This is a genomic window from Streptomyces sp. NPDC037410, from assembly GCF_055602235.1.
Genome location: NZ_JBVJWR010000010.1, coordinates 265,031 through 283,321, shown reverse-complemented (window position 1 = coordinate 283,321; position 18,291 = coordinate 265,031). Strand labels below are relative to the sequence as shown.

16 protein-coding genes and 1 pseudogene are annotated in these 18,291 nt (G+C 73.3%); 8 read left to right on the top strand and 9 right to left on the bottom strand.

What is annotated here, in order from left to right; translation table 11 throughout:
• The coding region (locus ACZ7HT_RS19510; RefSeq protein WP_471167106.1) for a methyltransferase domain-containing protein at positions 1–706 on the top strand (706 nt) is incomplete at its 5' end.
• 22 nt (positions 707–728) lie between these two features.
• On the opposite strand, the gene ACZ7HT_RS19505 is transcribed toward ACZ7HT_RS19510, so the two are convergent.
• Both ACZ7HT_RS19505 and ACZ7HT_RS19500 read right to left on the bottom strand, forming a co-directional pair.
• Entirely contained in the window at positions 729–1,661 is a 933-nt protein-coding gene (locus tag ACZ7HT_RS19505; protein ID WP_471167103.1) for an ADP-ribosylglycohydrolase family protein, read from the bottom strand.
• A 39-nt stretch (positions 1,662–1,700) separates the two neighbouring features.
• The gene (locus ACZ7HT_RS19500; protein ID WP_471167100.1) at positions 1,701–2,609 is read right to left on the bottom strand and encodes a hypothetical protein; all 909 of its coding nucleotides are present in this window, start codon (positions 2,607–2,609) and stop codon (positions 1,701–1,703) included.
• A 218-nt stretch (positions 2,610–2,827) separates the two neighbouring features.
• Here ACZ7HT_RS19500 and ACZ7HT_RS19495 point away from each other — a divergent pair, with 218 nt between their 5' ends.
• Positions 2,828–3,478, top strand: coding sequence for a MerR family transcriptional regulator (locus tag ACZ7HT_RS19495; RefSeq protein ID WP_471167097.1), 651 nt, complete (start codon positions 2,828–2,830; stop codon positions 3,476–3,478).
• Positions 3,479–3,518: 40 nt separating this feature from the next.
• On the opposite strand, the gene ACZ7HT_RS19490 is transcribed toward ACZ7HT_RS19495, so the two are convergent.
• Together ACZ7HT_RS19490 and ACZ7HT_RS19485 are read right to left on the bottom strand one after the other, a co-directional pair.
• Positions 3,519–4,355 (bottom strand): siderophore-interacting protein, encoded by an 837-nt coding sequence (locus ACZ7HT_RS19490; protein ID WP_471167094.1) that lies wholly within the window; start codon positions 4,353–4,355, stop codon positions 3,519–3,521.
• Between the two features lie 91 nt (positions 4,356–4,446).
• The gene (locus ACZ7HT_RS19485) at positions 4,447–5,352 is read right to left on the bottom strand and encodes a 5'-3' exonuclease (protein ID WP_471167141.1); all 906 of its coding nucleotides are present in this window, start codon (positions 5,350–5,352) and stop codon (positions 4,447–4,449) included.
• 337 nt (positions 5,353–5,689) lie between these two features.
• Here ACZ7HT_RS19485 and ACZ7HT_RS19480 point away from each other — a divergent pair, with 337 nt between their 5' ends.
• From ACZ7HT_RS19480 to ACZ7HT_RS19465, 4 genes and pseudogenes are all read left to right on the top strand, one after another.
• Positions 5,690–6,736 carry a quaternary amine ABC transporter ATP-binding protein gene (locus ACZ7HT_RS19480; protein ID WP_471167091.1) on the top strand — a complete coding sequence of 349 codons (1,047 nt, stop codon included), beginning with the start codon at positions 5,690–5,692 and terminating at the stop codon, positions 6,734–6,736.
• Positions 6,729–8,537 carry an ABC transporter permease/substrate binding protein gene (locus ACZ7HT_RS19475; protein ID WP_471167088.1) on the top strand — a complete coding sequence of 603 codons (1,809 nt, stop codon included), beginning with the start codon at positions 6,729–6,731 and terminating at the stop codon, positions 8,535–8,537. Before ACZ7HT_RS19480 ends, ACZ7HT_RS19475 begins: the two co-directional genes overlap by 8 nt.
• Positions 8,538–8,678: 141 nt before the next feature.
• Positions 8,679–9,230, top strand: a complete 552-nt coding sequence (locus ACZ7HT_RS19470) for a helix-turn-helix domain-containing protein (protein WP_471167085.1) — start codon at positions 8,679–8,681, stop codon at positions 9,228–9,230.
• A pseudogene (locus ACZ7HT_RS19465) lies at positions 9,227–9,689 on the top strand (helical backbone metal receptor). Before ACZ7HT_RS19470 ends, ACZ7HT_RS19465 begins: the two are co-directional and overlap by 4 nt.
• Here the strand turns inward: ACZ7HT_RS19465 and ACZ7HT_RS19460 are convergent.
• Positions 9,616–10,776: a TDT family transporter gene (locus tag ACZ7HT_RS19460; RefSeq protein WP_471167083.1), complete on the bottom strand. Its 1,161-nt coding sequence runs from the start codon at positions 10,774–10,776 to the stop codon at positions 9,616–9,618. The pseudogene ACZ7HT_RS19465 and the gene ACZ7HT_RS19460 sit on opposite strands and share 74 nt — an antisense overlap.
• Positions 10,777–10,846: 70 nt before the next feature.
• Here ACZ7HT_RS19460 and ACZ7HT_RS19455 point away from each other — a divergent pair, with 70 nt between their 5' ends.
• Complete coding sequence (locus tag ACZ7HT_RS19455) at positions 10,847–11,788, top strand: LysR family transcriptional regulator (protein WP_471167081.1); 942 nt, start codon at positions 10,847–10,849, stop codon at positions 11,786–11,788.
• A gap of 41 nt (positions 11,789–11,829) precedes the next feature.
• On the opposite strand, the gene ACZ7HT_RS19450 is transcribed toward ACZ7HT_RS19455, so the two are convergent.
• On the bottom strand, positions 11,830–13,461 hold the full coding sequence (locus tag ACZ7HT_RS19450; RefSeq protein ID WP_471167079.1) for an amidohydrolase: 1,632 nt from the start codon (positions 13,459–13,461) through the stop codon (positions 11,830–11,832).
• A 187-nt stretch (positions 13,462–13,648) separates the two neighbouring features.
• Positions 13,649–14,353, bottom strand: coding sequence for a TetR/AcrR family transcriptional regulator (locus tag ACZ7HT_RS19445; RefSeq protein ID WP_471167077.1), 705 nt, complete (start codon positions 14,351–14,353; stop codon positions 13,649–13,651).
• Between the two features lie 67 nt (positions 14,354–14,420).
• Here ACZ7HT_RS19445 and ACZ7HT_RS19440 point away from each other — a divergent pair, with 67 nt between their 5' ends.
• On the top strand, positions 14,421–15,863 hold the full coding sequence (locus ACZ7HT_RS19440; RefSeq protein WP_471167074.1) for a purine-cytosine permease family protein: 1,443 nt from the start codon (positions 14,421–14,423) through the stop codon (positions 15,861–15,863).
• Between the two features lie 55 nt (positions 15,864–15,918).
• Here the strand turns inward: ACZ7HT_RS19440 and ACZ7HT_RS19435 are convergent, their stop codons facing one another.
• Positions 15,919–16,599 (bottom strand): gamma-glutamyl-gamma-aminobutyrate hydrolase family protein, encoded by a 681-nt coding sequence (locus ACZ7HT_RS19435; protein WP_471167071.1) that lies wholly within the window; start codon positions 16,597–16,599, stop codon positions 15,919–15,921.
• Positions 16,600–16,627: 28 nt separating this feature from the next.
• Positions 16,628–18,061 carry an ethanolamine permease gene (gene eat / locus ACZ7HT_RS19430; protein ID WP_471167069.1) on the bottom strand — a complete coding sequence of 478 codons (1,434 nt, stop codon included), beginning with the start codon at positions 18,059–18,061 and terminating at the stop codon, positions 16,628–16,630.
• Positions 18,062–18,291 lie beyond the last annotated feature (230 nt).

Here is an 18,291-nt window from a genome sequence, read left to right as displayed (position 1 = left end):
CAGCGCGAACGCGCGACCGGCCGCAGGCGAACACCGCAATCTGAAACAGGGGTCGCCTCACGTGGCGACCCACGACCTCAAAACCAGATCACTAGCCGCGCGGGGGCACCACGTCACGGTCGTCGACCTCGCGCCGACGATGCTGGCCGCGGCCGAGGCGCGGGCGGCGGAGAGGGGCCTGTCGGAACGGGTGACCTGTGTCCGGGCCGATGTGTCCGCACTTCCGGCGGAGATCGCCGGGGGCGGCTTCGACGTGGTGCTGTGCCACAACCTGCTGCAGTACGTGGACGACGTACCGGGCACCCTCGCCACGGTGCTCGCCCCGCTGACGGAAGGAGGACTGTTCTCCGTGATGGCGATCAACCGGCACTCGGCGCCGCTGAACATCGCCGTCCGGGAGCTGGATCCTGCCGCCGCTCTGGCGGCCCTGGACAGCGACCGGCTCCGGAACGAGATGTTCGACTCCGACCTGGCCCTCCACACGGCGGAGGAGATCATCCCGATCCTGGAGAACCTCGGCTGCCGGGGCGTCCGCCACTACGGCATCCGCAGCTTCTGCGACTACCTCACCGACGACGCCCGCAAGTACGACCCGGCGTACTACGCCGACCTGGAACGCCTGGAACTCGCCACGACCACGCGCGCTCCCTACATGCACACGGCCCGACTCTTCCAACTCACGGCCCGTAAGGGGACGGCCGCCTGACGGACCATCGGTCCGGCAGCCGTCAGCGCCCGGTGGCGGCGAGGGCTTCGGCCAGGTTCCGGAGGCCCTCGGCGGTCAGGACGCGGTCGGCGGAGCCGGGGAGGGGGATGTGGAGGAGGGCCGTCCAGCGGGCGGGGACGGCACCGGAGCCGTACACCGCGCCCGCGAGGGTGCCGGTCACGGCGGCCACGGTGTCGGTGTCGCCGCCCAGGTCGACGGCGGCGGCGAGGGCCTCCTCGAAGGAGTCGGTGGTGCGCAGTGCCCAGACCGCCGAGCCGAGACAGGGCCAGACCGCCCCGTTGAACTCGGTGGCGTCGGACGGCTGCCAGTCGGGGGCGAGTACCGTCGCCCAGCGCTCCCGGTGCGCCGGGTCCACCTCGGCCACCGTGGTGGGCAGGGCGGTGAGCGGGTCCTCGCCGAGGAGGGCGACCCGGACCAGTTCGTGGAGGATCGCCGTGCCCTCCCAGGCGGCGCCGTCGCCGTGCGTCAGGGCTGCGATGCGCCGGGCGGCGTCCATCGTCCGCTCCCGCCCCCGCGCCGCGAAGTACACGGCCGAGGTCGAGGACCGCATCAGCGAACCGTTTCCGGCAGCGCGCCCGTTGACCTGGAAGTGAAGCGCGGCCGCGATGTCCCAGGGGTCGCCGCCCAGGAGGACCTGCTCGGTCTGGAGGCCTATGTCCTTGGGGTCGGCCGACGCCCAGCGGCGGAAGCGGGCGAAGAGGTCCGGCAGGTCGAGGCCGCCCCGTTCGAGGAGGGACTCCCCGACGAGGACCGCCATCTGCGTGTCGTCCGTCGCCTCGCCCGGATCCCAGCCGCCGCCCCCGCACAACTCCCCGACGCCGTCGGGGAACCGCTCTCGGTAGACACCGGGCAGGCCGAACTCGAAGGGAGCGCCCAGCGCGTCACCGACGGCGGAACCCAGCACGGCGCCCACGGCGCGGTCGATGTCCGGCATCCGGCCAGGGTAGACCGCGTGCCCGCCGCCCGCTGCCCGTCATGCCGCGACCTCCTCGGTGCGGGCGGGGGTGGGGGAGTCGGTGGTCGTGCGGAGGGACAGTGCGGCTGCCGTCCCGCCCAGGAGCACGATGGCTCCCGCGGCTGCGAGCGTCGTGCCGTCCGGGGCGAAGAGGGCCTGGCCGCGCAGGGCCTGCCAGGTCAGTAGGGCGAAGGTCGCCGCGTACGCCGCCGAGGCCGTGAGCGTGAGGCGCAGCCGTACGCGCTCGTCGGCCAGGCGGACCAGGCCGGGGAAGCGGGTGGCGAGGGCGGTCAGGGCGATCAGCAGCAGCGGGAGCAGCTGGAGCGCGTGCATGCCGAAGAAGTGCGGGATCCGCAGGTCGCCGCCGTTGCTCGCCCAGCCGGTGATCGGCATCGACGGGCCGCCGTCCGGGACGCCGACGCTGTGGGCGCCGACGATCGGCGGGTTGTCGGTGGCCAGCTGCTCCGGTGTCGGACGGACCATCAGGAAGCCTACGCCCGCGCCCGCCAGGGCGATCAGGGAGGACAGCCGGACGGCCCAGGCCATCGGCCGGTCGAGGATCCGGGCGCGGAGCAGGAGCACCGCGATGACCAGGGCGCTCAGCCAGAGGACGGCGACGGTGGCGCCCATGATCTGGAAGACGGCGGTGTCGAAGGGGGTCGCCTGGTTGAAGTGGCTCTGGGTGCCGCGGATCACCTGGAGGGTGATCAGCACCATCTCGACGACGCTGGCGACGGTGAGCACCGTCCCGGCCCACCAGCCGGCCCGCCGGCCCCGGGGGAGCAGCGAGAGCATCCAGGCCAGCGAGAGCCCGTAGGCGATGAACGAGACCGAGAACTTGAACGGCTTGGTCCAGATGGGGACGCCGACCAGCATGCGGTCGTCGACGACGATGCCGACGGCGGAGACGGCGGCCAGGACGGCCATCGAGGCGGAGAACCAGACCAGGGGGCGGTGAAGCCGGGCCGGTGGCGTGACCGAGGTCTGTGGGCGTGACGAAAGCCGTGACGAAGATCGTGACGAAGACATACGCATCCCCCTGCGATGGATAGATAGTGGCACTCGCCGCTATCTGATAGCGCCACTATCTATGATGGGGGTGTCGGTCGGCAAGGCCGGAGAGGAATCTGGAAGGTGAACGCGCTGTGCGCATCGGAGAGTTGAGCCGTAGGGCCGGGGTGTCGGTGCCGACGATCAAGTTCTACGTACGGGAAGGGCTGCTGCCCGCCGGTGAGCTGACGAGCCCGAACCAGGCTTCGTACGGAGAGACGCACGTACGGCGGCTGCGCCTGATCCGGGCGCTCCTCGACGTGGGCGGCCTGTCGGTGGCGGCGATCCGGGGCGTGGTCCTCGCGGTCGACGATCCCGAGGAGTCGGTGCACAACGTGCTGGGCGCGGCGACCAAGCCCCTGGTCCCGCGCTACGACCGCGAGCCCGGGGACGGTGTCGAGGAGGCGCGCGAGACGGTCGCCGGGCTGATCGCGGCGCGCGGCTGGCACGCCGACCCGTCAAGCCCGGCGGCGGAGGTCCTCGCAGTGACCCTCGTGGCCCTCGCGGAGCTGGGGCACGGCAGGTTCGTCGACGTCCTGGACACGTACGCGGACGCGGCGGAGCAGGTCGCGCGCGCCGACCTGGACTACGTGGCGCGGCACGTGGCGCGGGAGGAGCTCGTCGAGAGCGCGGTCGTCGGCACGGTCCTCGGCGACGCGATCTTCTCCGCGCTGCGCCGCCTGGCCCACATGGACGCCTCGAACCAGGTCTTCGGCCTGGAGGAGCGGGACGGGGGAGCGGAGTGACGGAGGGGCCCGGGGCCTTCGCCGCCCCGGGCCCCTCGTCTCAATTCTCCTGCTCGCGCTCCACCTGGTCGTTCCAGTCGCGCTTCATCGCGCGCCAGCCCTCGTCCGTCTTGCCCTGGCGCCAGTAGCCCGAGATCGACAGGCGCTCCCGCGGCACGCCCCGGTCGAGCCGCAGGTGCCGGCGCAGCTCCTTCACGAAGCCCGCCTCGCCGTGCACGAAGGCGTGCACGTCACCCGACGGGAAGTCCAGGGCCGTGACCGCCGCGACCAGCGCCTCGCCCACCGGGCGCTCGCCGCGGTGCAGCCAGGTGGCCTCGATGCCCTTCGCCGTCGCCAGCTTCTGCTCCTCGGCCGCGTCCGAGACCTCGATCAGGACGTGCGCCCGCGCGCTCTCGGGCAGCCGCTCCAGGGCCACCGCGATCGCCGGCAGCGCGCTCTCGTCACCGACGAGCAGGTGCCAGTCCGCCGCCGCGTCCGGCGCGTAGCCGCCGCCGGGGCCGAGGAAGCGCACGGTCTCGCCCGCCTGGGCGCGCGCCGCCCACGGGCCCGCCAGGCCCTCGTCGCCGTGGACCACGAAGTCGATGGTCAGCTCGCGGTGGACCGGGTCCCAGGCCCGCACCGTGTACGTCCGCGTCGTCGGCCACTGTTCCCGGGGGAACTCCGCCCGGATCCGCTCCATGTCGAACGGCTCCGGGTAGGAGACGCCCTCCGGGGCGAAGAGCAGCTTCACGTAGTGGTCGGTGTACGCGTCGGCCGCGAAGCCGTCGAGCCCGGGGCCGCCCAGCACGACCCGCACCATGTGCGGAGTGATCCGCTCGGTGTGCACCACACGGGCTTCGGTGGCCTTCGGTGCCTTGCGGGCCGGCTGCTCTGCCACGACGGGCTCTCCTGACTCTGCGTACTTAGGTATGCCTAAGCTAGCATCCCGAGGCGGAAGAGGCCCAGCGCTGCCGGTGAGACCCGCGTGCTCAGCGCTCCAGGACCGGCAGCAGACGGCCCACCGCGCCGCCCAGACCCCAGCGCTTCACCAGCGCCTCCAGGGCCGCCGGGTCGCGGGGAGCGGCCGGCAGGGCGGGGTCGAACTCCGGGAGCGGTGCGTCGGCGGCGACCCGCACCACCGTCGGCGCCACGTCCAGGTAGGCGGCCGCCTCCACGATCCCGCGCCGCTTCGCCGGGGTCAGCTTCGACGTCCGGTCCTCCGCCGCCGCCCGGACGCCCGCCAGGTCCCCGTACTCCGTGATCAGCTGCGCCGCCGTCTTCTCGCCGATGCCCTTCACCCCGGGCAGCCCGTCGCTGGCGTCGCCGCGCAGTGCCGCGAAGTCGGCGTACTGGTCGGGCCGCACCCCGTACTTCGTGCGGATCAGCTCCGCGTCCACCAGGTCGCAGTCGCCGACGCCCTTGCGCGGGTAGAGCACGCGGACGCCCCGGGCGTCGTCCACCAGCTGGAACAGGTCGCGGTCGCCGGTGACGATGTCCACCGGCCCGCCGGCGCGCGCCGTCAGCGTCCCGATCACGTCGTCCGCCTCGTACCCCGCCGACCCGACCCGCGCGATGCCGAGCGCCGCCAGGACCTCCTCGATCACCGGCACCTGCGGGGACAGGGTGTCCGGGATCTCCTCCTCGTCGGGGCCCGTCTCCGTCTCCACGGCTACCCGGTGCGCCTTGTACGAGGGGATCAGGTCGACCCGCCACTGCGGTCGCCAGTCCTCGTCCCAGCAGGCCACCAGATCGTCGGGGTGGTGGTCCTGGACGAGCCGGGTGATGAAGTCGAGCAGCCCGCGCACGGCGTTCACCGGGGTGCCGTCCGGCGCCCGGACGGAGTCCGGCACGCCGAAGTACGCGCGGAAGTAGAGGCTGGCGGTGTCGAGGAGCATCAGGCGTCGCGTCACACCCCCGATCATGCCGCACCCCACCGACAGTCCCCCCGCATCGACGGTCCCCCCACCCGGAGTCGCCTCCCCCCGGCAGTCCCCTCCGAGCGGCAGGCCGCCGCGCCCCCCCGCACCCCCACCCCCGGAACCGCCCGCGTGACCCCCGTCACCTTTGCGTTTGCACCCTGTGAAGCCGGGCAGGCGCGAGCCCGGAGCGGAACCCGGTACGGAATTCAACGAAAAGGAATCCCGTACGCGACGGGCCCGCGGGCCGATCCCGCCCGCTCCACGGCCCAGCCGCGCGGGGGTGGTGGGGCCGTTCTTCATTGCTACCCGTGAGGTGTATGTGTCCAGGCTCCAGGCCGACCATCTGTACAAGGTGTTCGGCAGACGACCCGACGAAGCCGTCCGCAGGCTCGCCGACGGCGCCGACCGCGACGAGCTGCGCGCCGAGGGGACGACCGCCGCCGTCGTCGACGCCGGATTCAGCGTCGAGCCCGGCCAGATCTTCGTCGTGATGGGTCTGTCCGGCTCCGGGAAGTCCACCCTCCTCCGCATGCTCAACGGCCTGCTCGAACCCACCGCGGGGCGCGTCCTCTACGACGGCAACGATCTCACCGCGCTCTCCCCCCGCGAGCTGCGCGAGGTCCGCTCCACCAAGATCAGCATGGTCTTCCAGCACTTCGCGCTCTTCCCGCACCGAAACGTCCTGGAGAACGCCGCCTACGGCCTGGAGGTCCAGGGCGTGCCCCGCGCCGAGCGCGAGACCCGCGCCGCCGAGGCCCTCGAACTGTGCGGCCTCGCCGGCTGGGAGAAGTCCTGGCCCGACGAGCTCTCCGGCGGCATGCAGCAGCGCGTCGGCCTCGCCCGCGCCCTCGCCACCGACGCCGACCTGCTCCTGATGGACGAGTCCTTCAGTGCGCTCGACCCGCTGATCCGCCGCGACATGCAGGACCAGCTCCTCGTGCTGCAGCAGCGCCTGAAGAAGACCATCGTCTTCATCACCCACGACCTCAACGAGGCCATGCGCCTCGGCGACCGGATCGCCGTCATGCGCGACGGCAGGATCGTCCAGCTCGGCACCGCCGAGGACATCCTCGTCCGCCCCGCCGACGACTACGTCGCCTCCTTCATCCAGGACGTCGACCGCTCCCGCGTGCTCACCGCCGCCGCCGTCATGACCGCGCCCACCGGGCCCGTCGCCCCGGACGCCCCGGCCGTCGGCCCCGACACGCTCCTCGCCGACCTGTGCGCCCTCGCTGCCGAGGGCCCGCACCCGGTGGTCGTCCAGGACTCCGGCGGCTCCGCCCTCGGAGTCGTACAGAAGGAAAAGCTTCTCGCCGTGTTGGGCGGACTGGCGTCCCAGGAGGTGACCGCCCATGCCTAGGCTCCCCCTCGGCCAGTGGGTCGACAGCTCCGTCGACTGGCTCCAGGCCCAGTTCTCCTGGCTCTTCGACGCCGTCAGCTCCGGTGTCACCGGCCTCTACGACGGCATCGACGCCGTCCTGTCCGCACCCCAGCCGCTGCTCTTCGCCGGCATCCTCGCCGTCGTCGCCTGGTGGCTGCGCGGACTCGCCGCCGGTGTCCTGGCCTTCGCGGGCTTCGCGCTCGTCGACTCGGTCCAGCTGTGGGACGAGGCCATGGCGACGCTCTCCCTCGTCCTCGTCTCCACCCTCGTCACCCTCGTGATCGCCGTCCCGCTCGGCATCTGGGCTGCCCGCTCGAAGACCGTCAGCGCCGTCCTGCGGCCCGTCCTCGACTTCATGCAGACCATGCCGGCGATGGTCTACCTCATCCCCGGCATCATCTTCTTCGGCGTCGGCGTGGTCCCCGGCATCATCGCCACCATCGTCTTCGCGCTGCCCCCGGGCGTGCGCATGACCGAGCTGGGCATCCGTCAGGTCGACGGCGAACTCGTCGAGGCCGCCGAGGCGTTCGGCACCACCCCGCGCAACACGCTGCTGCGCGTGCAGCTGCCGCTCGCCCTGCCGACCATCATGGCCGGCGTCAACCAGGTCATCATGCTCGGCCTCTCCATGGTCGTCATCGCCGGCATGGTCGGCGGCGGCGGGCTCGGCGGCGCCGTCTACCGCGCCATCGGCAACGTCGACATCGGCCTCGGCTTCGAGGCCGGCGTCTCCATCGTCGTCCTCGCCATGTACCTGGACCGGATGACCGGCGAGCTCGGCCGCCAGGTCTCCCCGCTGGGCCGCCGCGCCGCCGCCAAGGCCCGCGCCGCACTCGGCGCGAAGCGGGTCGGCGCCAAGCTGTGGGCCCACCGCCCGCAGCCCGTCACCGCACTCGTCGGCGTCGTCGTCCTCGCGCTCGCCGCCGGCGGCATGGGCTTCCTCGGCGGCCCGGGCGGCGCGGCCTCCGCCGCGGGTGCGAACGGCGGCCACGGCAAGAAGGTCAGCATCGGCTACATCCCCTGGGACGAGGGCACCGCCTCCACGTACCTCTGGAAGGAGCTCCTGGAGCGCCGCGGCTACGAGGTCGAGACCAAGCAGCTGGAGGCCGGCGCGCTCTACACCGGCCTGGCGGGCGGGCAGCTCGACTTCCAGACCGACTCCTGGCTCCCCGTCACCCACGCCCAGTACTGGAAGAAGTACCAGAACAAGCTGGAGGACCTCGGCTCCTGGTACGGCCCCACCTCCCTGGAGCTCTCGGTCCCCTCGTACGTCAAGGGCGTCGACTCCCTCGCTGACCTCAAGGGGAAGGCCGGGCAGTTCAAGGGCCGCATCGTCGGCATCGAGCCCAGCGCCGGAATGATGGGCATCCTCAAGGACAAGGTCCTCAAGGAGTACGGCCTGGAGGGTGAGTACAAGGTCGTCGACGGTTCCACGCCCGGCATGCTCGCCGAGCTGAAGCGGGCGTACGACCGCAAGGAACCCGTCGTCGTCACCCTGTGGTCCCCGCACTGGGCCTACTCCGCCCACGACCTGAAGAAGCTCAAGGACCCCAAGGGCGCCTGGGGCAAGGGCGACGGCGTCCACACCCTCGCCCGCAAGGGGTTCGCCGCGGAGAACCCCGAGGTCGGCGCCTGGCTGAAGAACTTCTCGCTGACCGAGAAGCAGCTCACGGACCTCGAAGCCGTCATCCAGGAGACCGGCAAGGGCAAGGAGCAGCAGGCCGTCCGCACCTGGCTGGACCGGAACCCGGGCCTCGCGGAGAAGCTCACCCCGCAGTAGGACGCCTCGCTCACTGGCTGAAAAGGGGCGGTCGCCGAACGTGTTCGGCGACCGCCCCTTTTCGTCACGACGCGAAACCCCGGCCCAAAGCTGCGTAAGGTTCAGGTAACCGACCGGTACGAGCAGAGGGAGGGAGCCGACATGGACGAGAAGGAAGCCCCCCGCGTGGGCGCGGCCGTCAAGAGGCGCCGCAGAGCGCTCCAGCTGACCCTGGCCGTCGTCGCCTCCCGCAGCGGCCTCTCCGTGCCCTTCCTCAGCCAGGTCGAGAACGAGCGCGCCCGCCCCAGCCGCCGCTCCCTCGAACTCGTCGCCGGGGCCCTGGAGACCACGGCCGGCGAACTCCTCGCCGCCGCCGAGGCCTCCCGCACGGTCGACGTCGTACGGGCCGGGGAGCGCACCCCCGGCATGCCCCCGGGCGTCCGCGCGCTGGTCCGCGGCCGCCACCAGCTGCACGCCCTGGAGTTCACCGGCGAGCAGGACGCGGGGCGCGAGTTCCAGCACCGGAACGACGAGCTCCTCTACGTGGCCGACGGCGCCGCCGAGGTCGAGGCCGAGGGCCGCGCCCACCGGCTCGGCCGCGGCGACACCCTGTACCTCTCCGGCGGGGTACGGCACCGCTGGCGCGCCACCGAGCCCGGCACCCGCCTCCTCGTCGTCGCCATCGGGGACCACGTCGAGGCCGAGGTGGAATGACGGCCGTCCGGGGGACCGCACGGAGGGTCGTCTCCCTCGTGCCCTCCCTCACCGAGACCGTGGTCACTGGGGGTGCAGGTACCGGCGACGTCCGTGCTTGGCTGGCACCGGAGGGGCCCGGACTGGTGGGGCTTCTCTGGTCGGGCCGGTGCGGGTGCCCGTGACCTCGGGTGTGCTCACCACCCCGCCGGACTCGACGTCCTCGTCACCGAGATCCGCACCCTCGACCAGGCCCTGCGGGAGCTGGAACGGGTCCTGGCCGCGTGCGGGGCGCCGGCGCGGCCCCGCTGGCTGGACGAGGCGGAGGCGGCCTGGGAGGCGGTGGAACCGGTGGGGTCGGTCGTCGGAGTCGCTCCTCTGGAACCCCTCGTCGACGGACGCATGCTCACCTGGTACGGGCCGTCACTGGCCGAAGCGCCGCGGGTGCTGTCCCGGGCGCTGCGAGCAGCGCACCGCTGAACAGCCCGCGCAGGGTGTGGAAACCGGCCACCAGCCAGGCCGCCACGAGGAGCACGTACAAGCCGATCGCGAGCCACCGGAAGACGTCCAGACCGGTGTGCCGGGCCAGGCCCTCGGCGCCGGTCACACACGTGCCGACCGGGAAGGTGAACGCCCAGAAGGTCATCGCGAAGCCCATGCCCCGCCGCCGCGCCCGCAGCACCATCGCCCCGGCGAGCGCCAGCCACAGCAGCGCGAAGCCCGTCACGGGCACCCCGTAGAGGACGGCGAAGGCGGCGAAGCCACGGGCGTACGGGGCGGGCAGCACGCCCGCGGCCGTGTCGGCGAACTTGTTCGCGGCGGTCGTCGACTGGCCCAGCGGGCCGAGGACCAGGAAGAGGGTGGGGGTCAGCGCGAGCGGCAGCGGGCCGCCGGTGACGAGCCGTCCGAAGACCAGCGGCAGCATGACCAGGGTGGCGAGCAGACTGACGCCGAACAGCGCGTAGCACCCGATCAGCAGGGTCTGCTGGGCCTGCCCGGCGGGCAGCTGGGGCACGAGCAGCGGGCCGAGCGCGGCGGAGACCATCGGGGCGACGACCGGCAGCAGCCACACCGGCGACGCGCCCTCGATCCGGTGGTGCACCACCATCAGATACGGGATGCCCACCGCGGCCGCCAGGCCGATCACCGTTCCGGCGGTGAACAGGGCGGCGTCGAGGGCGACGGCCGCCGGGAGCCCGATCCAGTCCCGGCCCACGATCACCGCCCCGCCTCCGACGGCGAGCAGCGCCATCGACAGACAGCCGTAGAACGGTGCCATCGCCGGGTCCATCAGGTGGGCGCGGGCCTGGTCCCGGTGGCGGGCCCAGTGCGCGGCGCGGGCGGCGACCAGGGCGAGCAGCATCGAGAGCGACAGGGCCCAGACCGCGGCGCAGGCCGTACGGAGACCGGGGACGTCGAGGGGGAGGGCGGCGCCGGCGTTGGCGACGATGGCCGTGCCCATCACGGAGGCGTACCAGTTGGGCCCGAGGTGACGGACGGAGCGGGTCGCCCGGGCGCCGGGGGTGGTGGCGCGAAGAGCGGGGCGGGAAGGTGCGAGGCTTGCCATGTCTCGATCGTTTCGCGCCGGAACGGCCCCCACCAGGGACGTTGTGGCTATGAGGCCATAAGCTGATCTTATGAGCAGTGAGCCGGGCGCGACGCCCACCCCCCTCCTCCACCGGGGCCTCTCCCACCGGGTGCCCGACCTAGGCGCGCTCGAACTGCTCCTCGCCGTCGCCCGGCACGGCAGCCTCGGCGCGGCCGCCCGCGAGGTCGGGATCACCCAGCCCGCCGCGAGCAGCCGCATCCGCTCGATGGAGCGGCAGCTCGGCGTGGCGCTCCTCGACCGTTCGCCGCGCGGCTCACGGCTCACCGACGCGGGCGCGCTCGTCACCGACTGGGCGCGGCGGATCGTGGAGGCCGCGGAGGCCTTCGACGCGGGCGCGCAGGCGCTGCGCGGGCGGCGGGACTCGCGGCTGCGGGTGGCCGCGTCCATGACGATCGCCGAGTACCTGATGCCGGGCTGGCTGATCGCGCTGCGCGCGCAGCGCCCCGACACCGCCGTGTCGCTCCAGGCCGGGAACTCCGCCGCCGTCGCCGAGCGGCTCTTCGCCGGCGAGGCGGACGTCGGCTTCGTCGAGGGGCTCGCCGTGCCGGACGGCCTCGACGGGGTCGTCGTCGCCCACGACCGGCTCGCGCTCGTCGCCGCGCCCTCGCATCCGTGGGCCCGGCGCCGCAGGCCGCTCGACCCGGCGGAGCTCGCCGCGACCCCGCTGGTCCTGCGGGAACGCGGCTCGGGCACCCGGCAGGTCCTCGACGCGGCGCTCTCCGCGCACGGGGGGCTCGCGCAGCCGCTCCTCGAACTCGCCTCCACGACCGCGGTGAAGGCGGCGGCGGTGAGCGGCGCCGGGCCGGCCGTCCTGAGCGAGCTCGCGATCACGGAGGAACTGGCGTCGCGCCGCCTGGTCGCCATCCCGGTGGAGGGGGTCCTCCTCCGCCGCGACCTCCGCGCGGTCTGGCCGGCGGGCCACCGGCCTTCGGGCCCGGCACGCGACCTGCTGTCGCTGACGCGGGGGTAGGCGCGGGGCCCGCGCGGGCGGCGGGCCGCAACCGGGGGCCGTCAGAGGTCGGCCGCGCGGAACGTCACCCGGCCCGACACCGTCGTCAGCCGGACCGGGACGTCCGGGAGTTCCGTCGACGGGGTCGTCAGGGGGTCCGCCCCCAGCGCCGTCAGGTCGGCGCGGAAGCCCACGGCCAGACGCCCCGCCTCGTGCTCCTCGCCCGCCGCGTACGCCGCCGCCGTCGTCAGCCCGCGCAGCGCCTCCAGTGGCGTCAGCGCCTGCTCCGGTCCGTGCGGCGCCTGACCGAGGTCACGGCTCGGGCGCCGGTGCCGGGCCCCGGCCATCACGCCCAGCGGCGGGAACGGCGCGATCGGCCAGTCCGAGCCGAGGACCACGGTGGCCCCCGAGTCCGACAGGTCCCGGCAGCGCCACGCGCGCGCGGCCCGCTCCTCGCCGAGGCGCCGCGACCAGTTGTCGGTGTGGTCGGCGCGGGTGAAGTCGCAGCAGTGCGTCGGCTGCATCGACGCCAGGACGCCCAGGTCCGCGAAGCGGCGCAGAGTACCGTCCGGCACCGTCTCGATGTGCTCGACCCGGTGCCGTACCGCACCGCCGTCCCCGCCCGCCCGCGCCTTCTCGACGGAGTCGAGCACGTGCCGTACGGCCGCGTCGCCGATCGCGTGCGTCGCCGTCGGCACCCCCGCCCGGTGCAGCTCCCCGATGATCCGCGCGTACGCCTCGGGGTCCGGCCAGAACGCGTGCGTGGACTCGCCGTGGCAGTCCGGCCGCTCCAGCCACGCCGTGCCGTTGTCGATCGTCCCGTCCATGAACAGCTTCACGCCCGCGACCCGCCACAGCTCTCCGCCCACGCCCTGCTGCTCGATCAGCGCGCGCACGCCGTCGGCGTCGGTGCCCGGCTGGCACCAGGGCGCGACCCGGAGCCGCAGCGGCAGCTCACCGGCCGCGTCGAGCTCCCCGTACAGGGCGAGGCTGTCCCCGTTGGCGTCCATGGCGTGACCGCCGGTGAGACCCGCCGCCGCCATGCCCCGCAGGGCCTCCGCGAGCCGCTCCCGGCTCTCCTCGCGGGTCGGCCGGGGGGCGACCCGCTCGACCAGCTCGCAGGCCGCGTCCTCCTGGAGCAGTCCGGTCGGGCGTCCGTCGGCGTCGCAGACGACCTCGGCCGAGGCCTGGGCGAAGGTGCGGGGGCCGTCGACCCCGGCGAGTTCGAGGGCCCGGCGGCTGGCCAGGGCCGAGTGGGCGTCGAACAGCAGCAGGAAGGCCGGGATCCCGTCGAGCACCGCGTCGAAGGGGGCGGTGCCGACGGGCCGGTCGCCGAAGACGTTCGGGTCAAGACCCCAGCCGAACAGCCACTGGCCCCGGTCGAGGGTCCGCACCTCGCGGGCCAGCGCCTCCCGCACGTCGTCGAGGTCGGCGCAGTACGACAGGTCGAGGCCGTGGGTGAGTTCGGCGCCGGTCACCGGGTGCACGTGGCCGTCGACGAAGCCCGGGGTGACGACGGCCCCCTTGAGGTCGACGACGGTGCTCGCCGGACCGGCCAGCGTCCGGATCTCGCGGTCGTCGCCCAGGGCGGAGATCCGGCCGTCGTCGGAGACGGCGAGTGCCGTCTCCGGCAGGAACGCCCCCGTGCCGGGGTCGAGCAGACGGGCGGAGTGCAGGACGAGTCGGGTGCGCACGGGTGGCTCCAGGAAGAGTGCGAAGGGGAGTGGGGGGCGGGGGCGGTGGGTGCGGCTCGGTGTCGGTGGGTGTGGGGTGACGGTCGGCGGTCGGCGGTCGCGTAGGCCGGTGGGGCCCGGCGTCGGTCGCGTAGGCCGGTGGGCCCGGCGGCGGTCGCCTAGGCCGGTGGGGCCCGGCGTCGGTCGCCTAGCCCGGTTGGGCCCGTTCGGTCGGCTCGGTCGGCTCGGTCGGCACCGTCGGCTCACCCGGTTCCCCCGGCAGCCGTACGTCCGTCAGGGCCCCGTACCGCAGCCCGAGTTCGCGTTCCGCCGTCGTCACCGCCATCCGCGTCACCGTCTCCGGTCGGTCGCTCCGGTCGGTGTTGGCGTGGGCGCCGAGGCCGTCGACGACCACCAGGATCTGGATGGCCGCCGCGCGCGGGTCGTCCGTGCGGAACTCGCCCCGTGCGACGCCCTCGCGGATGAGGTCCGAGAGGCGGTCGTCGGAGGCGAGTTCCTGTTCGGCGACCCGGTCGCGGAGCACGGGCCGGTAGCGGCTGAGGTGCCGGGCGTTGATCCACAGGCGGCTGATGTCGTCGTACGCCTCTCCGCCCGAGAGGGCGAAGTAGCGCGCGAGGTACTGCGTCGGGGACCCGTCCGGGCGGTCGGCGGGCAGCAGGGCGTCGAGCTCTCCGGTGGCGGCGACGCTGAACGCCTCGGCGACGAGATCCTCCGCCGACGGGAAGTAGTGGCTGATCAGACCGGGTCGTACGGCGAGCTCCTCGGCGATGCGCCGGAGCGTGACGCACTCCAGGCCCTCGGTGAGGGCGACCCGGGCCGCGGTCTCGACGATCTCCGCCCTGCGGGCCTCGGGCGTCTTCCGAATTCTCTTGCGCTGGACGCTTGACGGCATACCGGTGATGCTATTGAGTGTGCGACCAATAAGCAACCAGGTGGGCTACACGCATCCGGAGGGCCGCATGGCTTCCACGATTCCCGACCCCGGCGCCGCCCGCGCCGAGGTCACCCCGCCGGCCGCCGACCGGCCCGGCCGCATCGAGGCCCACGGCATCGATCACATCTCCGACGCGGAGCGCCACGGCAATCCCCGCGAACTGTTCTCCGTCTGGGCGGCAGCCAGCGTCAACTACCTGAGCCTCGTCGTCGGCGGCGCGCTGGTCCTGATGGGCCTGACGCTCTGGCAGTCGCTCGCCGTGATCGTCGTCGGCAACCTCTTCAGCGTGCTCACCGGTCTGGTCGCCACCCCGGGCCCGGCCGCGGGCGCGCCCAGCGAGGTCATCACCCGTGCCTTGTACGGCGTCATCGGCAACCGCGTGAACAACGCGATCGGCGGCTGGCTCGTCTCCGTCTGCTACTTCGCCCTCAACCTGGCCGCCGCCGCGACCGCCGCCTTCGCGCTGGTCGAGAAGGCCGGTATCACGGCGAACACCCCGGTGAAGATCGTCGTCGTCGTGGTCATCGCCGCGCTGACCCTCGGCATCAGCGTGTACGGGCACGCGCTGATCATCAAGCTGTACCTGCCGATCACGCTGGCCCTGGCGGGCACCTTCACCGTCGTCGCGCTGGCGGTCTTCGAGCACGCCGACTTCTCGTACGCCCCGGCCGAGGCACTGACCGGCACGGACCTGTGGGCAGTGCTCGTCGCGGGCACGGCGATGGTCGCCTCGGGCCCGCTCTCGTACACGACGAGCGCCGACTTCTCGCGCTATCTGCCCCGCACCGCCTCACCGAAGGCCGTCGCCGGATGGACCGCCCTCGGCTCCTTCGTTCCCAGCGTGGTCGTCTGCGCGCTCGGCGCGTTCGCCGCGACGGCCGTCGACATGACCGACCCTCAGAACGCGCTCCAGGAGATCCTGCCCGGCTGGTTCGTGCCGGTGTTCCTGCTGTCTCTGGTCCTGGGCACGATCTCCATCAACGCCCTGACCGCCTACAGCGCGGGCCTCGCCCTCCAGGCCGTCGGCCTGCGCATCCGCCGGACCGTCAGCGTCCTCTTCGACGGCACCGTCGCGGTGAGCCTCACCCTCTACGGGCTGCTGATCTCCAACTTCCTCGACACCGTCAGCAACGCCCTCCAGATGATCACCGTCCTGATCGGCCCGCTGATGGCCGTCTACGTGACGGACGTCGTGCTGCGCCGCAACCGGTACGACGGCGTCACGCTCTCGGACGAGACCCCCGGCAGCCCCTTCTGGTTCACCGGCGGCGTCAACTGGGCGGGGGCCGGCTCCCTCGTGGCGGGCGTGGCCGCCGCCGCCCTCTGCGTCGACACCCTCTACACCGGCCCGGTCGCCGCCGCCCTCGGCGGCATGGACCTCTCCCTGCCGGTCGGCATGGTGGTCTCCACCGTGCTGTACGTGGTGCTGGGGCGCCGCGCGGTCGCGGCGACCACCGCCGCCCACTGAACCGCGGGGCGACCGGAGCCCACCCCGGTCGCCCCGCTCCATGTCCCGCGCGCGTCTAGCGCGCCGCCGCCTCCACCAGGCCCCGCATCACCCTCAGGTCCTCGCCCATCTCCGGGTGCCACTGGACCCCGAGCACCCAGGCCGGCGCCGCCAGTTCCACCGCCTCCACCGTGCCGTCCTCCGCGTGCGCCGAGGGCGTGAGCCCCGTGCCGAGCCGGTCCACGGCCTGGTGGTGGTAGGTCGGGACCTCGGTGAGCTCGGGCACCAGCGAGGCGTACCGGGTGCCCGGCACCGGCTTCACCGCGTGCCGGCCGATCACCCCGACCGCCTCCACGTGCCCGTCCAGGTGCTGGATCAGGGTGCCGCCGAGGGCCACGTTCAGGAGCTGCATGCCCCGGCAGATGCCGAGCAGGGGAGTGCCGGAGGCCAGGGCCGCGTCGATCAGGGCCAGCTCCCAGGTGTCCCGGGCGCGGGCCGGCGGGCCGGTGCGGGGGTCGGGCTCGGCCCCGTACCGTACGGGCTCGACGTCCGCCCCGCCCGCGACGACGAGCCCGTCGAGCCGGGCCAGGACCGCCGCCGCGTCCTCCGGCCCGCCCGGCGGGAGCATCACCGGGAACCCCCCGCTGTCCCGTACGAGACGCGGGTACTGCGCCGGGAGCAGCGCGGCGGGCATGTCCCACACGCCCCAGCGCGCCTGGTCCAGGTAGGTGGTCACGCCGATGAGAGGCTTGGTCACGGAAGGTCCTCCAGGAAGGGAAGGGACATCAGTCGCGTTCGAGTTCGGCCTCGGCCGCGGCGAGCGCCGCGAACTCCTCCTCGGGCGCCCTGGCCACCAGATGGTGCCGACTGTAGAACGCGAAGTAGGCGAGGGCGATCACGTACACCCCGAGCGCCATGAACGCCGCCGTCCGGTCCACCAGGAACGTCGCGACCAGCGCCGAGAGGGCCAGGACGAAGGCCACCGACGAGGTCACGATCCCGCCGGGCGTGCGGTACGGCCGGTGGAGGCCCGGCTCGCGGCGGCGGAGCACGATGTGGGAGAGCGCCATCAGGGCGTACGAGATGGTGGCGCCGAAGACCGCGATGTTCAGCATCCGCGCCCCGTTCCCGGTCCCGGCGGCGAGCGCGAAGCCGATGGCGCCCGGGATGAGGAGTCCCAGGTACGGCGACTTGCGGCGGCTGGTCAGGGAGAGGAACCGGGGCAGGTAGCCGGCCCGGGAGAGGGCGAACAGCTGGCGCGAGCCGGCGTAGATGAGGGAGAAGAAGGACGCGACCAGGCCCGCGAGGCCCGCGTAGTTCACGAAGCGGCTGAGCGCCGTCGGCTCCCCGTCGCCCTGGAGCGCCACGACCAGCGGATTGCCCGCCTCCTGCACGGCGGCCGCGCCCCGCGCCCCGGTGGCGGCGAAGAAGGTCACGACGGCGAGCAGCACCAGGATCCCCATGGACAGCGCGAGCGCCCTCGGCATCGACCGCACCGGGTCCTTCGCCTCCTCGGCGGCCAGCGGCACGCCCTCGACGCCGAGGAAGAACCACATGCCGAAGGGGAACGCCGCCCAGATCCCGAGCAGCCCGAACGGCAGCCAGGAGTTCGCGCCGAGGGCCCCGCCGTCGACCGGGATGTCGTTCAGGCCGTCCACGTGGAAGTCGGTGAACGCGCCGAGCGCGAAGACGACCAGGGCCGTGACCGCGATCGCCGTCACGATCAGGCTGAAACGCAGCGCCTCGCCCACGCCCCACAGGTGGATCCCGATGAAGAGGACGAAGCAGGCCAGATAGACCGGCCAGCCGGACTCCAGGCCGAAGAGGCCGAGGGACTTCACGTAGTCGCCGATGAAGATGGAGATCGCGGCGGGGGCCAGGATGTACTCGATGAGGATCGCGGTGCCGGTGAGGAAGCCGCCCCAGGTGCCCAGCGCCCGGCGGGCGAAGCCGTAGCCGCCGCCCGCGGTGGGCAGGATGGCGGACAGTTCGGCGAGCGCGAAGACCAGGCAGGCGTACATCGCGCCCATCAGGACGGTGGCGACGGCGAGCCCGCCGAAACCGCCCTTCGACAGGCCGATGTTCCAGCCGGAGTAGTCCCCGGACACGACGTACGCCACGCCGAGGCCCGTGAGCAGCAGCCAGCCGGCGCTGCCGCGGCGCAGGGCCCGGCGTTCGAGGTAGTCGTCCTTCGACGGCGTGGTGTCTTCGAGCGTCATGGCAGCGTCAGCTCCCCGCAACGGGCCCAATGGATTGGAGCCATACCTTTGCGGTGGCCGACGGGGGAGCGCAACCCCCGTGCGTTACTTTCGGGTTACGCGGGACGTCATGCCGGGGTCACGTCCGGGCTCGCCCGAACTTCACGTCAGGGCCTCGCCCGACCCTCGCGTCCGGGCCTGTCCCGACCCCCGCGTCCGGGCCTGTCCTGACCCTCACGTCCGGGCCTTGC